The sequence below is a fragment of the Alteromonas sp. M12 genome, assembly GCF_037478005.1.
Lineage (GTDB): Bacteria > Pseudomonadota > Gammaproteobacteria > Enterobacterales > Alteromonadaceae > Aliiglaciecola > Aliiglaciecola lipolytica_A.
The window spans coordinates 1,900,675-1,916,669 of the sequence record NZ_CP144164.1 but is presented as its reverse complement, the minus strand read 5'-3'; the positions used below and the strand labels follow the sequence as shown (position 1 = coordinate 1,916,669).

General features: G+C 39.7%; 15 protein-coding genes. 2 read left to right on the top strand and 13 right to left on the bottom strand.

From position 1 onward, the window contains the following. Positions 1-60: 60 nt before the first annotated feature. The 5 genes from VUI23_RS08255 to VUI23_RS08235 are packed head-to-tail and all read right to left on the bottom strand — an operon-like array spanning position 61 to position 5,613. Positions 61-2,019, bottom strand: coding sequence for a hybrid sensor histidine kinase/response regulator (locus tag VUI23_RS08255; RefSeq protein WP_216047397.1), 1,959 nt, complete (start codon positions 2,017-2,019; stop codon positions 61-63). Between the two features lie 22 nt (positions 2,020-2,041). Next, complete coding sequence (locus VUI23_RS08250; protein ID WP_216047396.1) at positions 2,042-2,500, bottom strand: response regulator; 459 nt, start codon at positions 2,498-2,500, stop codon at positions 2,042-2,044. 28 nt (positions 2,501-2,528) lie between these two features. Further along, complete coding sequence (locus tag VUI23_RS08245; RefSeq protein WP_342807752.1) at positions 2,529-4,001, bottom strand: ATP-binding protein; 1,473 nt, start codon at positions 3,999-4,001, stop codon at positions 2,529-2,531. A 41-nt stretch (positions 4,002-4,042) separates the two neighbouring features. After that, entirely contained in the window at positions 4,043-4,270 is a 228-nt protein-coding gene (locus tag VUI23_RS08240; protein ID WP_216047394.1) for a histidine kinase, read from the bottom strand. Between the two features lie 17 nt (positions 4,271-4,287). Continuing rightward, positions 4,288-5,613, bottom strand: coding sequence for a sigma-54 dependent transcriptional regulator (locus tag VUI23_RS08235; RefSeq protein WP_216047393.1), 1,326 nt, complete (start codon positions 5,611-5,613; stop codon positions 4,288-4,290). Positions 5,614-6,269: 656 nt separating this feature from the next. Here VUI23_RS08235 and VUI23_RS08230 point away from each other — a divergent pair. Next, complete coding sequence (locus tag VUI23_RS08230) at positions 6,270-7,289, top strand: response regulator (RefSeq protein WP_342807750.1); 1,020 nt, start codon at positions 6,270-6,272, stop codon at positions 7,287-7,289. Further along, positions 7,279-8,253, top strand: a complete 975-nt coding sequence (locus VUI23_RS08225) for a diguanylate cyclase (RefSeq protein WP_342807748.1) — start codon at positions 7,279-7,281, stop codon at positions 8,251-8,253. The genes VUI23_RS08230 and VUI23_RS08225 overlap by 11 nt, the downstream gene beginning before the upstream one ends. Before the next feature lie 47 nt (positions 8,254-8,300). On the opposite strand, the gene VUI23_RS08220 is transcribed toward VUI23_RS08225, so the two are convergent. The 8 genes from VUI23_RS08220 to VUI23_RS08185 form a co-directional block, all read right to left on the bottom strand. Beyond that, positions 8,301-8,975: an RluA family pseudouridine synthase gene (locus VUI23_RS08220; protein WP_216047390.1), complete on the bottom strand. Its 675-nt coding sequence runs from the start codon at positions 8,973-8,975 to the stop codon at positions 8,301-8,303. A gap of 25 nt (positions 8,976-9,000) precedes the next feature. Continuing rightward, positions 9,001-9,405 (bottom strand): YacL family protein, encoded by a 405-nt coding sequence (locus tag VUI23_RS08215; RefSeq protein WP_252728884.1) that lies wholly within the window; start codon positions 9,403-9,405, stop codon positions 9,001-9,003. Further along, a complete protein-coding gene (locus VUI23_RS08210; protein WP_216047389.1) occupies positions 9,377-9,904 on the bottom strand; it encodes a M48 family metallopeptidase in 528 nt (175 codons plus the stop codon). The genes VUI23_RS08215 and VUI23_RS08210 overlap by 29 nt, the downstream gene beginning before the upstream one ends. Before the next feature lie 90 nt (positions 9,905-9,994). Then, positions 9,995-11,359, bottom strand: a complete 1,365-nt coding sequence (locus tag VUI23_RS08205) for a TrkH family potassium uptake protein (RefSeq protein WP_342807746.1) — start codon at positions 11,357-11,359, stop codon at positions 9,995-9,997. 5 nt (positions 11,360-11,364) lie between these two features. Then, on the bottom strand, positions 11,365-12,018 hold the full coding sequence (locus tag VUI23_RS08200; RefSeq protein ID WP_216047387.1) for a TrkA family potassium uptake protein: 654 nt from the start codon (positions 12,016-12,018) through the stop codon (positions 11,365-11,367). Between the two features lie 62 nt (positions 12,019-12,080). Continuing rightward, positions 12,081-12,764, bottom strand: coding sequence for a response regulator transcription factor (locus tag VUI23_RS08195; RefSeq protein WP_216047386.1), 684 nt, complete (start codon positions 12,762-12,764; stop codon positions 12,081-12,083). After that, positions 12,757-13,788, bottom strand: a complete 1,032-nt coding sequence (locus VUI23_RS08190) for an ATP-binding protein (RefSeq protein ID WP_342807744.1) — start codon at positions 13,786-13,788, stop codon at positions 12,757-12,759. Before VUI23_RS08190 ends, VUI23_RS08195 begins: the two co-directional genes overlap by 8 nt. Before the next feature lie 524 nt (positions 13,789-14,312). After that, a complete protein-coding gene (locus tag VUI23_RS08185) occupies positions 14,313-15,527 on the bottom strand; it encodes a saccharopine dehydrogenase NADP-binding domain-containing protein (RefSeq protein ID WP_342807742.1) in 1,215 nt (404 codons plus the stop codon). Positions 15,528-15,995 lie beyond the last annotated feature (468 nt).

Genomic DNA, 15,995 nt, shown 5'->3' with positions numbered 1-15,995 from the left:
AGTTTTCCTAAATATATCAATTCTACTCACTTATTGAGCAAATCAATCAGTTACAAAAAGCTAAGAAAATACACTTTGCAGCTGTTGTAGACTAATTGGCTTGAGCAATGAATTGCTTATACCGTGACTCCTTAACTCTTCAGCACTGACTTCTTCGCCACTGATAATAATGAGATCACAATTAGGCTGAATTCGACTAATTTCTGTCGCTAAATTTAGGCCATTGCCATCAGGCAGATTTTTATCCAGTAGAATATGACTGTATAACTCATTCTGCGCGATCAGTTTTAAACAGGTTTCACAGGAACTGGCACTCTGCGCATTGATGCCAAGACTATCAAGCAAAAGCACGATTAATTCAGCAGAATCTGCATCATCTTCTACCACTAATACTGTTGATAACGTCTGCTTTGAACTTGATGTTAGATTAGCGATTTCAGTTTTTAATTTAGTCCCTTGCGCATTGTGCTTCAAATATTTAGCAATCGATTGATACAGTAAACTTTGATCGATCGGCTTACCAATAATGTTGTCAAAGCCCAACGCGGTAAGTTCGATGTCTACGCCTTTCATATTGGCCGCAGTTAATGCTAATACAGGCTTGGAAAAACCGTAATTTCGTATTTCAACAATCGCTTTACGTCCATCCATGACTGGCATATGAATGTCCATTACCACTAAATCAAACGCGCTGTCAGGCTGTTTAATAGCCTCTAAAGCCTGACTTCCATCTGCTGCGAAAAACACTTCTAAGCCAAATGAGCGACACATTTCACCGACTAACTGTCTTATATCAAGCAAATCATCAACAATGAGTATTTTCCCGCGCAGTGGTGCATATTGTTCAGTGGCCACTAAATCAGAGACTTTCACGTTTAAAGGCTTAAGGTTTTCCCTAAACTGTTTAGGAAGCTTTAGACTAACGGTAAATTCACTGCCCTTACCCAATTCTGAAGTAACATTTATCTCGCCTTCCATCCGTCTAATTAATTCGGTGGCAATCGCGAGACCCAGCCCAGCTCCCTGCTCTCTTTTTAGCGTTACATCTTCGAGTTGCTGAAAAGGAATAAAAATAACGTCGATTTCACTCTCAGCAATACCAATACCGGTATCACACACTATGAATCGAATTTGTTCAGGATGCTCAGGATCAAAATCAACGGTAAGGGATACCTCTCCAGAATCAGTAAATTTAATCCCATTGAACAATAAATTGATGATAACTTGGCGAAGACGAGTCGGATCAGCATTTATGAATTCAGGCACTTGAGGTGACGAATAAAATTTAAGACTCAACCCTTTTTCATTGGCTGGCATTTGCATTAGCGTCAATATGTCACCAACAAAACTGCTTAGCATCACATCTGCAGGTTTTAGTTGCAGTTTTCCTGCCGCGATTTTCGATAAATCAAGAATGTCATTAAGTAGACTAAGTAAGTGCTGCCCATTATTTAGAATTGTTGATAATTCTTTTTGTGCATCTTTGGCTTTGTCACCGTTTAATAACAGTTCGGTATAGCCCAAAATAGAAGTCAGTGGGGTTCGCAATTCATGGCTCAAATGGGCTATAAACCTGTCTTTAGAACGACTTTCAATCTCCGCGTCTAAACTTTGCTGCCGTGCTTTTTCAATCTCACCTCGAGAAATCGCATAGCGGATCGCTCGAGTAAATCTAGCGTTGGTTATATCTCCCTTAACTAAAAAATCAGCGGCCCCCGCTTTCAATGCTAATCTGTCGAGATCGTCATCCGACTGTCCAGTTAGCATGATAATCGGAACATGAGATCCTAGTGCTTGGGCCTTATCTAAAACGTCGATACCTGTATAGGCACCAAGATGATAGTCGAGTAAACAAATCTCATGATCATTACGTTTTAATTGCTCTAATGCATCTTCTAAGTTTGTCACCCAATCGATCTCGAATCGATGACGGTCGAGTTTTTCCAATTGATCGTGCGTTAGAATATAATCATCTTCGTCATCTTCCACGATCAAAATTCGCGCTGATTTCACATCCATATTAATCAATCACCTTGGTCAATTACTCTTTGTTCTCGGGTAATTCTACAATTTCGACCCAATATTTTCCGAGTGCCTTCATTACTTCCACTAGACCTTCAAAATTAACCGGTTTAGTGATGTAAGAAGCAGCCCCTAAACCATATCCTTTGATTTTGTCTTCTTCTTCTTTAGAAGTCGTTAAAATAACCACAGGAATACTTCTTAAATCTGGATCAGCTTTGATTTCTGCCAGCGCCTCGCGACCATCTTTGCGAGGCATGTTCAAGTCGAGCAGAATTAAACCGGGTCGAGGGTACATCTCCTTATCAGCATATTTCCCCACGCGCTTTAAGTAGTGCATTAACTCTACGCCGTCTTCCACACACTTAAGACTATTCAACACTCGACTTTCGTTCAAAGCATCTTGTGCTAACAATCGGTCATCATCATCGTCATCTGCCATTAAGATTATTAATGACTTTTTATTTGAATAAGGCATTTACTTCCTTTCTTATTTATTTCTTAAATTAAATTTTGTTAAGTACAGCATCGGTAGGTAATTTAATCACAAAAGTCGACCCTTTACCCAATTCACTGGTCGCAGAGATAGTCCCGCCATGTCGCTCAACAATGCGTCGACATACCGCTAGACCTATCCCTGTTCCTTTATATTCATTTCGCCCATGTAATCGCTGAAATGGAACAAATATTTTTTCTGCAAATTCGTTTTCAAAACCCACACCGTTGTCGCTTAAAATAAAGACATGCATATCGCCACTGGATTTACCATCAACGCCTGCACTCTGTTCAAGTTGGTATTGCAACTCAATCACCGGAGCAACATCTGGTTTTCTAAATTTAATCGCATTTGACAATAAATTTAAAAACAATTGGTTCATCTGACTGGGATCACCTTTTATTACAGGTAATTCAGAGACGATAAGCTTGGTTTTGCTTTCTTCAATAGCGATTTCCAAATCACCTTCAATCGCCGAAATTACAGTCGACATTTCGACATCAGTAAAATCTTTACCTCGGGTGGATACCCGAGAAAACTCGAGTAAATCGCTAATTAAATTAGACATACGCTCAGCCGCATTCTTCATGCGATTTAGATAGTCCGCCCCTTTTTCTCCGAGTTGCTCAGAATAATCGGAATGCAGCCTATCGCCAAAGGCACGAATTTTACGTAATGGCTCTTGTAAATCATGAGAAGCGACAAAAGCGAAATCTTCCAGCTCTCTATTGCTGCGAGCAAGCTCTTCTGAATAAACCGTTAACTTTTCTGTTCGCTCATCCACTTTCAGCGCGAGGTTTTGATTTTGTTTTTCCAATGAATTTCTGAATTTTTCTTCACTTACCAAATTTAATCTAGCTAACACAATTAAACCGAGTAGCAATAATGCGCTGGTTATAGCGGAAGTAAAGAAAGTAAACACAGATTCTTTTTCAGAGCGATTTAATTTGCTGTACAAAAAATTCCGATAGGTCAGTTCATTGTCAATTATTTGCGAAAACAACTGGTCTAGATCTTTGGTCAATTCGTTACCCTCACCTCCCTTGACCAGCCGAATTGCCGAACGCTCTTTATCCGCTTGGGCAAGCAAAACGGTCTTCTCCATTTCTTCCATTTTCATTTCAGTAAGCCTAATTATTTCGTCGATCAAGGCTCTTTGACCCACAATTTCAACTTCAACTACACGAACTTTTTCAATCTGATCAGACAGTTGTTTTACTGAATTAATATAAGGTGCAAGGTATTCTTCAATTTCGGTTAATAGATATCCCCGTTGACTGCTTTCAGCGGCAAGTATCATCAGATGTAACTCATCAAGCACTAAAATAACATTACCTGTATTAGTCAAACTTTCTTGGACTTTAGCCAGGTCTTTGGTAGTTTTCACCGCTAAATAAGCGTTAACACTGATTACCCCCAATACAATGATAGTGACGGTAAACCAGGTAAAAACAGTATTGCCAAATAAACGTCGTTGTTTCATATATTCTCACTCTATGACTAAACTAAGGTGAAACAACGACGTTATTCGCCAATGTTTTTATGGGAATTACTTATTGCTTGGAGCTTGTCGCTACAGTCTTGACAAGCAGTAATAATTTTATTCAATGCATCAAGCGCTTTATCACGCGGTAAATCATTCTCTAGTACTAATTTGACTAACTCGGCATTCATTGAAATCCGGTTTAAAGGTCCTCTCGCGTCATGAATCATGGTACGGATATCGAGATTTTCATTACTTGTTATCGTCATTGAAATTCCTATTACTATTACTCTTCAAAATCACCGTAGGCGTGAAGACGGTTATAAAGCGTTTTTGTGCTGATTCCGAGCATTTCGGCAGCAAGGGTTTTACTACCATTAACCTTTTCAAGGGTCGCCCGTATCAATTCTTTTTCAACATTTTCGATAGTTTGCCCAGCTGAAATTTGATTCGACGCTTTTTTATTAGAAGCGAACGGTGAAGCAAAGCTGCTCGGTAAATCAATATTTGATGACTCAGGATCACTCATAATGAAAGCCCGATGCACGGCGTGGCGAAGTTCTCTTACATTACCTGGCCAATCATATTCTGATAATCGTTTTAATTGAGCTTCATTCCAAGCAAAAGATGTTCCATTTTCCGCATTAAGCTCTTCAAGAAACGCTTGCGCTAACAAAGGGATGTCTTCTTTTCGCTCTCGTAGGGTGGGAATATCAATTGGGAACACAGCTAAGCGGAAATAGATGTCTTCCCGTAATACTTTGCTTTCAGCCAATTCACTAATATTTCTATTGGTCGCGGAAACCACTCGACAATTGACGTCGATTTCTTTAGTGCCTCCCAATCGCGTTACTCGTTTAGATTCTAAAACCCGCAATAAGTTGGGCTGCATATCAATAGGCATTTCAGTGACTTCATCTAGAAAAAGCGTGCCATTTTCCGCTCGCTCAAACACCCCCTCTTTACGTCCAACGGCGCCGGTAAACGCACCTTTTTCGTGACCAAATAATTCACTACCGATCAGTTCTTTAGATAAAGCCCCACAGTTGGTAGCCACTAAGGGCCCCTCGCAATCACTAGCTGAATGGATGGCTTGAGCGACTACTTCTTTACCTACACCACTTTCTCCCATCAACATAACGTTGGCATTAGTTTTAGCCACTCTCTCAATCATTAAATACAGCTCTTTCATTATTGCTGATTCACCGATCAAGCAACCGAAGTGCAAAGAATTGTTTTGTTTTTTAGCTGTTTTTTTAGTTTTGCGATTCAACACTTGTTCGATGTCTTCACGCTGTAATGGCTTAACTAGATAATTAACATTAGGGCCGCATAAGCCTGCCAACATACCTTTTACCGAAGGGTGTCCAGTAATTAAAGTGATAAAGGTTTGCTTTGTGCTGTTTAAGTTCAATTCGTCAATTAAGTGTAGTCCGCTGCCGTCAGGCAACATAAAGTCTAGTAAAATATGATCAAAATGTTGATGCTCAAGCCATTGTCTGGCTTCTTTTAAAGAGCCAGCTACAGATACTTCATGGCCCAGAAATTCAATAATTTGATAGGCAACATCTGTAAACTCGCTATCATCATCAACCAATAATACTTTTAACACGTCATCGTCCTTTAAAAATCAGTATGTTGAAACAACATAAATTTGTTACGAAGTTGAGAAACATCACTTAACTATTTGCAATTCTTATTCTTATTGTTCCTGAACTCGTTTTTTCAATCTTCAGAATATGCTTCCATTTTTAGTTCATAATAGCCGGATTGACCATTAACCTTGCATTTTTTAGTACCAACCTATCATCAAAAAATTAAACGACATCATTGTTTTAGTAACGTTTTATCGACGAATAAGTGTCCACTCAAAGCTCACTAAGCCAAATAATTCGTGCAAATTTTTCACACTATTGAAAATTTTACTCATGACAGATTCACTTTGAATAAGTAATCTCAGTCAAATTAACACGCCCCTAGGATATTAGACTTTAGACTCCACCGAACTATTAACACTAACTGGCTTAGCCTATCCGTCTTGGTGCGCAAGTTGCAATGCTCAATTTGTAAAGCGCATAAAAATGATGGTTTCGATTTCTAGCATTCCACAGCCAAATTAAACCCATTGCGAAAATAATCCGAAGTTTCAGTCTATCACGTTGATTAGGTCAATCACATGTAGATTGCAGTCGACAGGCTCACTGGCCACTTACGATTAAAATTTCGTACAACCGTCTCTTGACACATAAAGACAAGGTGTATTTATAGGTGAAAAGATTAGCTGGCATATCCATTCTGATAGCAGACGATAATGCGCTGACGTTGGAAGCTTTAAAACGTCTACTCGAGCTGTCAGGTGCAACCGTATTGGCGGTTGAAAATGGAGAACAAGTGCTAACACAACTGCACATCAGTCCCAATAGGTTTGACGTGCTTTTAATTGATATCAATATGCCTGTGATGGACGGTTTAACCGCCACCAAAAAAATTCGACAAGACCGTCGATTCGATGAGCTACCGATTATTGCCGCGACCGCCGATCACTTACCTGAAGATCAATTGAATTATTACCAAATAGGTATGAACGGGCACCTAGCTAAGCCCATTAGTTTGCACAAGTTATGTGAGGCTATTCTGGCGGTTTTGGATAAGCAACCTACTGATCTGGATAAAGCTGTGACTTGCCCTGGTTCTTTGTCTGACATTGAACTAAAACAGCAAGTGCTCGAGCGCTTTGGTCATAATCAAGAGTTAGTGGTAAATTTAATACCACTGTACGCGCAAGAATTTATTCAACAATTCGATGTGCTAAAAAGCACTAAAGATATTAACCAAATAGGTACAGCTCTGCATGCCTTAAAAGGAATATCTGGCACAATAGGAGCAAATGATGTTTACAATTACGTGAATACATTTCATGAGTCAGTGAAAAAGAATCAACTGCACGATGCTCAACTAGCGAAGATGTTAGAAACGCTTCCTAAACTCCATGCTTCCAATCTACAGCGCTTGCAGAATTTGTTCGTACCCACTGAAAACAATCTGCCTTCACAAGAAACTCGCGAGTCCAAATTGCAACCTCAGCAACGTAAAAAGATCATTCAGTTTTTACAGCAAAATGATCTCACTATCATTCAATATGTTGATAAATTGCAACAGCAGTACCCTAACGAAAATGAGTTAATAACAGTCAAGAAATATATAGACCAGTTAAAATTTGAACCCGCATTAAACTTCTTACTAAATCAATCAGGCCATGGTCAACAGGGTAAAACTAATGACAAATAAACAGGTAGGTTTTGGCAACATTTCAAATCGAACACCGATAATGCTGATAGCCGATGATCAGCCTCTTGTGGTCAGACAGATTTACGAAGTATTTCAAAATGACTTCCATATTTTTATGGCAAGTGATGGGGTTAAGTGCGTTGAAATGGCAAATGAATTGCTCCCAGATATAATTTTGCTTGATATCAATATGCCGCACTTGGATGGCTTTCAGGCCTGTGAAAAAATTAAGGAAAATGTGCTAACTTCACACATTCCGGTCATTTTTATCACCTCTAATATTGATGAAGCCGACGAAGTCAGAGGTTTTGAGGTAGGCGGAGTAGACTTTATCCGCAAACCCATAAATACCACCATTACTTGGGCCAGAGTACAGAGTCACGCGCAGCTAAAACGTCAATCGGATCTGTTACGCAGACTGGCTTTAATAGACGGTTTAACTGGGGTAAGTAATCGTTATCAATTCGATGAGCAGTTAACAACTGACTGGTTATCTTGTGCTCGGGAGCAAACGCCACTAGCACTGCTGATGATAGATGCAGATAACTTCAAACATTTGAATGACAGCTATGGTCACCAGGCCGGAGACAAATTTTTGAAAATATTGGCGCAAAAAATAACCTCCTGTGCACATCGCCCCGATGACTTAGTCGCGCGATATGGCGGAGAGGAGTTCGCTTGTATTCTTCCCAATACAGATCATGCTGGCGCATTAAAAGTGGCCGAAGATATTCGCAAGATTGTTGAAAAAACGGCCATGTCGTTACGCAAAGATGAAGATAAAAAAATAGCCGTAAAAACCACAGTCAGTATCGGTATGCACTGCTTAATACCGAATAGAAACGATAAACCAACAATTTTAATTAAAAGTGCTGACCAGGCTCTTTATCGAGCAAAGGCACTAGGCAAAAACCAAGTCTGCGTATTCGATAATAGGGTAGCGGAATTCGCTTCAACGAAATAAGTAAAGGACAAACCCTGACTACGAAAAATTAGAAAACATGGTTGGATTTAAAATGGTGCTGGGCATATCCCCTGTACTTTTTTACCTGTTGTCGGATGTTCAAACTCTATGCTTTCAGCATGTAACATTAGTCTGTTAGCAGCTTTGTAACTGTCACAAGTACCGTATAAATCACAACCTAAAATGGGGTGCGCAAGATATTCACTGTGAATCCGTAGTTGATGGGTTCTGCCCGTTTGAGGACGATAACGAACACGAGTTGCGTATGGACTGTTTAGTCGTTCCAGAACACTGTAATTAGTCACCGCTTCTTTACCGTGAATAGAACAGATTTTGACTTTAGGAAACAGGTTTGGATCCTTGGCTATAGGTTGACTAATTTGGCCAGTATTCTGATTAAGGTGGCCTTGGAGTAAACTAATATAGGATTTTTGCACAGTACGCATTTGAAATTGCTTAGCCAGATGGGAATTAGCTTGTTTATTCAAAGCAACTACCATAATACCGGATGTACCTAGATCCAAGCGGTGAACCATAGTGGCCCAACTAAACTCTTGAACTAAACGAAAATGGACCGAATCGTAATTCAGCGGGTTTTTACCCGATAACGAAAGCAAACCACTGGGTTTATTAATCAACAAAATAGACGCATCTTGATAAAGTATGTTTATCTTTTCTAGGCATTTTGGTGCCACAAAAGTATCGACGATGATATTATTCACAGCCTATACCTTGACTAAAGATGATTTACTTTTCATCAACAAAGTCACGCCACGAACGCAATACTTGGGTGAAATCTTCTAATCCACAACCAGATATGGATTCTTGATCATATAACTCAGTTCCCTCCGGCAGCTCATCAGGTCCATCCATATCCAAATCTTTTGATCTAACTTCTACTTCGTAATAATCGATTCGCAGATTGATCTCTTTACCGGCTAGCACATACTCCTTAATCTGACGCTTTTCTAATCTGTCGATTGCAACAAAAATGTCCTCTATTTTATGCTGGCTTGTTCCCAGTTCTTCAGAAAACCACCGGGAAAATGCTTCATGTCCCATTTCAAATTGGGCCACTGGAATACCTTGCAGATTACGTATAAATTGATAGTTCATGGATACCTTATGGAAGGTTTTGCGGCGGGTTAACATAAACCTCACCTTTTTGTTCAAGATGCGTCAAATAAACTCGCACATCAAATTCGATTTGGTGGTAATTGGGCAACATATGGCAACAAAGTTGATAAAAAGCTTTGTTATGTTCTTTTTGCTTCAAATGCGCTAATTCATGTACCACTATCATGTTGAGAAATTCAGTCGGGGTATGCTTAAATAACGTACTGATTCGAATTTCATTTTTACTTTTAAGCTTTCCCCCTTGTACACGGGAAACAAAACTGTGCAAACCTAGGGCGTTATCAACCACATGAATCTTCTTATCAAACACTACCTTACTCAGAGGTTGTGATTTCTTAAGATATTGATTTTTTAATGCGATGACATATTCACGCAAAGCATTATCGTTAGGTATGCTATGCACTAGCGGATATTTTTTCAGCAGATAGTCAGTTAAACGATTTGAGTCTAACAATTCGGTAATTTGCTGTTGTAAGTCAAGAGAATAAGCCGATAAATATTTAAGAGACGACACAGCACCGCATTCGTAAAGCAAAGATTGACAAGTTTACCCCGCCTAAAATCGATAGTCATCTAACAACCACGACTTTGTTGACATAAAATATTAACCGATCGCAAGCTGTGTTTCTGGAAACCTGAGACGCTTTGTTCTTGGACTAGCGAGAAAATACGCTAATGTTAATGGTCCTAACCGCCCCATAAACATCAATAAAATAATGATTAGCTCGCCTACGCCTGATAACGAACCCGTTAACCCTCTGGATAACCCTACCGTGCCAAGTGCAGATACCGCTTCGAACACCACATCTAAAAATGGGGCATCTTCACTGAGTGTTAAAATAAAGATAGCGATCCATGTTGTACCAACGGAAATCATGGTTAAGGCAAGCGCCTTATAGACGGTTTCTTTCGCGACTTCTCGATTATATAAAGTGATCCCTTTGTCTCTTCGAAGATAACTATATGTAGCCATAATTAGTACAATAAAAGTGACAACTTTAATACCACTTGCGGTACTTAAAGAGCCTCCGCCAATAAACATAAGAAGCAGCATTAAAGCGCTTGTACTTTCTTCCAAATTCTCTATCGAAAGTGTATTAAAGCCTGCAGTTCTAGGTGACACAGCTTGAAACCAGGCTGCTAACCACTTACCGCCATCGCTCAATGGCTGTAATGTTTGTGGGTTATTATATTCAATGACATATATAGCAAACAGTGCGAAGCCATTAATAATGACTGTCCCCAAAATCATTGTTTTACTGTAAGGGGTCATCGCGCTCCACGACTTTGACTTGAGTGCATCCATCCAAACGGTAAAACCTAGACCACCAGCGATAAATAGACCAGTAATGGTTAAGTTAATAGTTGGATCTTCCACGTAATGCATCAAACTATTGGATGCCAGAGCAAAACCCGCATTATTAAAAGCACTAATGGTATAAAAAAAGCCGTGAAATAAGCTTGCCTGCAACCCTAAGTCTTCATACCAATACACAGATAAAATGACAAAACCTATGAGTTCAACAAGCAGTGAAAAAAACAACACTGATTTAGCCACACTGAACAAAGTTGAAGTATTGGTTTGATTGAATGCTTCTTTAACGACCACCCGCTGCATAAAACCAATTTTTCCTCCAAGGGCAATAAGCGTGACAACAGCGAATGTCATCAATCCGATGCCTCCGCATTGAATTAATAAAGCAATAACGGTTTGACCAAATAATGTAAAAACACTGCCAGTATCCACTACGACTAAGCCGGTTACGGTTACTGCTGAAGTCGCAGTAAACAAACTCTGCTCCCAACTAATAGAAGAGACGGTGGCTATGGGTAACTTTAATAATAACGAACCAAGAACAATCAATAAAGCAAAACTACCGGCTAACACAAAAGGTGGTGCTGCATTAATTTGTTTTGCGGATTTAGTTTTTCGCTCAATTGGAGCCTGCGAGGGATGCCAAAGTAGCATGCAAGTTACCCCAACTTTGGTGCTATATGTTTAAGGGCAGCACGTTTACCACAAAGCAGTAGAGTATCTTCCGCTTTAACCGTAAAGTCACAAGCAATACGTGTAAAAGTTTTACCTTGTCTTTTTATTAATAATGTATCTATTGCGCCTTTAGTATCTACTAATAATTTACTCAGTGGAGAACCATGTAATTGTGGTTTGATATTAATTTCAACCACATAGAGACCATCACCTAACGCAATATAGTCGTTGACCATTGGATAGTTCAAGGCTTGTGCGACCCGCACTCCCATTTCCTCCTCGGGATGTACGATTCTAGATACCCCTAATTTAGATATGATAGTGTGATGGGCTTTTGTGCCAGCTTTAACCCAAAGGTTTTTAACCCCTATATTCTTTAAGCTTAAGGTACACAAAACACTCGATTGCATATCTTCACCAATGGCAACTAATACTGTATCACTGTTTTTTAGATCTAGCTCTGATAAGGCATTTTCATCTGTACAATCACAGATAACAACTTGGGTTAGATAATCTGAATACATTTCAGCAACTTTAACGTCACTATCTACGCCTGTGACAGTGTGTCCTAAATGGATCAGTTCCTGACAAGCCGAAATACCAAAACGGCCTAAGCCTATAACAGTAAAATGCGCCATGTTGCTTACTCCAAAAATCTAGCAAAGTACAAGAATTAAACCTATTGACCTGCCAAAAGAATTTAATCACCAATAAAGCGGTAACCTAGTCCAGGCTCGGTTTTTATAAAGTAGGGATCTTCAGCATCATCGCCCAGTTTTTTTCGTAACTGGGTGATGAGCACTCTTAAGTAATGGACATCGTCTGCATGTGACGCTCCCCAAATGTCGACTAATAATTTCTTTTGATTGACGAGTACATTGGGATGGATGGCCAACTTAACTAACAATTGGTGCTCTTTTTTGGTAAGTTGTACCGCTTTCTGGCCTTTAAGAACAAGAGGCTCCCCAGTTTTTATGATCAATTTATCGAATCGCAGTTCTGATGGCATGGCTTCATACTTAATATCACGTAACAATACTTTAATGCGTGAAATTAACTCTCTAATGCCGAAAGGTTTACTTAAATAATCATTGGCACCTGCGTCTAATAACCTTACTTTTTCGGCTTCCTGATCTCTGGCTGTTAACACCAATACAGGGATATCACTGGTTTCTCGGACTTTTTTCAAAACGGCTCGCCCATCCAGATCTGGTAAACCTAAATCTAAAATAATAAGACTAGGTTTTTCTTGATTAAATAGACTCAAGCCCGAGGTTGCGGTATATGAACCAATATATTCAAGATTCTCAGCAGCCAATGAAATCGAGATGAAATCATGGATTTTATCCTCATCATCTATTAATAAAATCTTAGGCTTAAGCATTATCGTCTCCATTTGGCAGCAGTAATTCGATGGTACAACCCTGTTCACAGTCGACAACAGCAATATGACCACCATGTGCTTCCATTATGCCTTTAGACACACTCAAGCCAATACCACTGCCTCCTTTACCTGCATCACCAATGCGACTTGAGTAAAATGCATCAAATATCTTAAAACGCTGTTCAGGCTCTATCCCTTGGCCTTTATCCTTTACTAGAATACGAGTAAATTGTTGGACACTATTTACTTCGATTTCAACATTTTGCGCTTTGGGTGAGTATTTTAGAGCGTTATCTACGACGTTATAAACGGCTTGTTCGATAAGGGCATCCTGAATGTCCACCATTTTCAATTCGTTTTTTTTGCTGATCAACAAACGCTTATCGGAGAACCGCTGTTCAAGGCGTTTAATCACAGGCCAAATTGACTGGCGAACGAATATCCAATTAAAGGCGTTGTTTTTTAAACGTGTTAACTGCAATAAGTTTTCAACGTAATTGTGTAAACGATGGCTCTCATCAATGGCACTGTTGATAAGGGTGTTTTGCTCTTGTTGACTAATCTTGTGTTGATATTCTTGAAAGGTACTGAGTGAGCCAATAATACTGGCAAGTGGCGTCCTTAAGTCGTGCGACACTGACAACAAAATATTGGAGCGGATTTCGGCCTGCTTAAGAGCTTCACTTTTTTTACGATAACGAATCGAAAATTCACTAGTCAATACGGCGACAGAAATGAAGATGATGGAGTTCATAATATCCTCCAATTCAAACATATGCAGTGAATACAAAGGAGAGGTAAAAAAGTAGTTATAAATCAGCGCACATAATATGCCCGCGATAGCGGTAGCGCTTCGACTAGATGTAACCGAAACTAAAACCACCGCCAATTGCAAAAGAAGTAATACACCACTTTTCGGTAAAATGGCAGCAGGCAATAATAAAGCGAGGATGGAAAAAATACACACTATGCCTAGAGAAAAAGCATAGGCAAACATTTTATTTTTAATTAATTTTTCGAACATTCGCTACGTGCCAATTTTAAATAATGATTGCATTCTAACGATGCGGATGAAAAAGACGCGTTAAATTTACATAAAATTTAATCTTCCAAACTGTATCAGTTTTTTATTTTATCAAGTACCTGATATGTATGCGTAATTTCACTAAAAAAGATCTCAAATAATTGAGTCCTTGAATGTTGAGGCGAGAACGCTATTCTAAATTTTGTGAGAAATGATTTTTGTCTGCTTTTCCCCTACTTGTTAAACGAACTGTTCACAAATTAATAGTAAAAAACACTTTTCATCCTTTGATTTTGTCCAAAGCGACTCTGCTACCCCGCTCCCCCAACAACATCAACACTCAAGTAACCGCTTCAGGCACATCTGTAAGACGATTACTTTCACTCAGTGAAGTTTGCCAAACACCGTTGTCATTCTTTCCAGCTTTCAAGCAAACTTCCCAACCAATCGAGGAGGTTGATGCTATTCTCGCCCTCATAAAACTTAACGCTTTATCAAATACGACATGCAATTAAACTACGCGGCTAATCCAACAGTGTGAAAGTTAATCCTGCCCGCTCAGTTAATCGCTTTATCAAGGGTTCTCCCATAACCGTTGCAGTGGTCCAAAATCCACCCGCCTTTTCTGCTTTGCTGATGTCTTGAGCCAAGCATAAACCGGCTTGCACCAACATCTTGGCAGTTGATCCATAACCGGGATCTTTATCACCCGTCACTTTCACTGTTAGCCTCTGGCCAGCATCAGTTTTTCCTATAAAGCGCAGATCGAAAAAGCCACTGTTTTGCTGTTTCACACTTGGACCTTCACCTGGTTTTGGCAATATTTTTTCAATTAGGTACCCGCTAGGTGGCAAAGTAATGGCTAAAGGAAAAATGCGCATGCCTAGGCCAATTGCCGATGCTGTTATGTGCGACCCAAAGCCCTTACCTATGCGTATGACTTCGTCATATTTAAACTTCTCCCCAAAAGCTTTGCCGTTGAGTTCATTTGAGCGGTGAACAATTTTGGTATTAATCACAGCCATTACAAACGGGGCAACCCAAGCATCAAAATCTTCATCGTATACCGCCGTTTGCACGTCACGCTGTACAGCACTGAAGCCATGCTCTTTTGAACATAAAAAATACGGATCTTTCAATCCTTTGCTTAACTCAGCGTCCGTTGATGCTTCTTTAAACATATTGATACCACTTGCAAAAGTGCCACCGGAGCCTGCCCCCTTCATTTGATATACCGCCATTTTTACGGTGGTACAAGGTGCGCAATAAACTTTTTGAGCTTGCTGTTGAAGGTAAAAGTTACCCAGATCTAAAGGAATAGAGTCAAAACCGCAGCAATGAACAATCCGTGCTCCACTGGCTTTGGCAGTAGCTTCGTGTAGATTAATCATTTTGCGGATCCATTGTGGCTCACCTGTTAAATCTACGTAGTCGGTGCCAGATTCTGCGCACACTTTTACCAAGCTTGAGCCATACAGTGCGTAAGGTCCAACAGTAGAAATAATGACTTTGCTTTGTTCCGCCATATATCGCAGTAACATTTCATCGTCAGAGTCGGCAATAATCGTCGGAATATTTTGCTTAAGAGATTTAACAACTGAATTAAGCTTTGATTGAGAACGCCCTGCAGCAGCCCAGGCGATTTCGCCTTCTGGGTATTGAGCGACCATATATTGGCAGAGAATTTGGCCAACAAAACTTGTCGCACCAAAAATAACAATATCGTATTGAGTAGACACTATAAACCCCTTTGAAATTAGACAATTTACTTGAGTAAACATGCTTCCTTGCACAAGCGGTTATTTCCCCCAACGGAAACTGCCATAGCAATATTGTTGATTCGATTATCCGAATACACAGGCACTAAAGTGCGCTGAACTCCAATCCATTGTATTGATTGCCAACGACAACGTCTAATCAATGTGAAAATTTATTTCCAAAGGTTTTATTTCTAGCGCAGTGTTGGATAAAGTCGTAAGTTAATGGGCACAACATTGCTGCAAGTTAGGAAAGTGGATTAAATCACAACGCTTAAATTGAAGTACCAGTGGTGTTGGTTTGAGGTGTTTTGTTTAAAACGAATTAGTGGCAGGCATATATTTTGATATTCAAATAACACAAACAAAAAAGGCCTCGAATAATCGAGGCCTTGAATGTGGTCTAGCTTACTTTCACGCTCTTCTAATAAACGTAAATCTGCGCGCGTG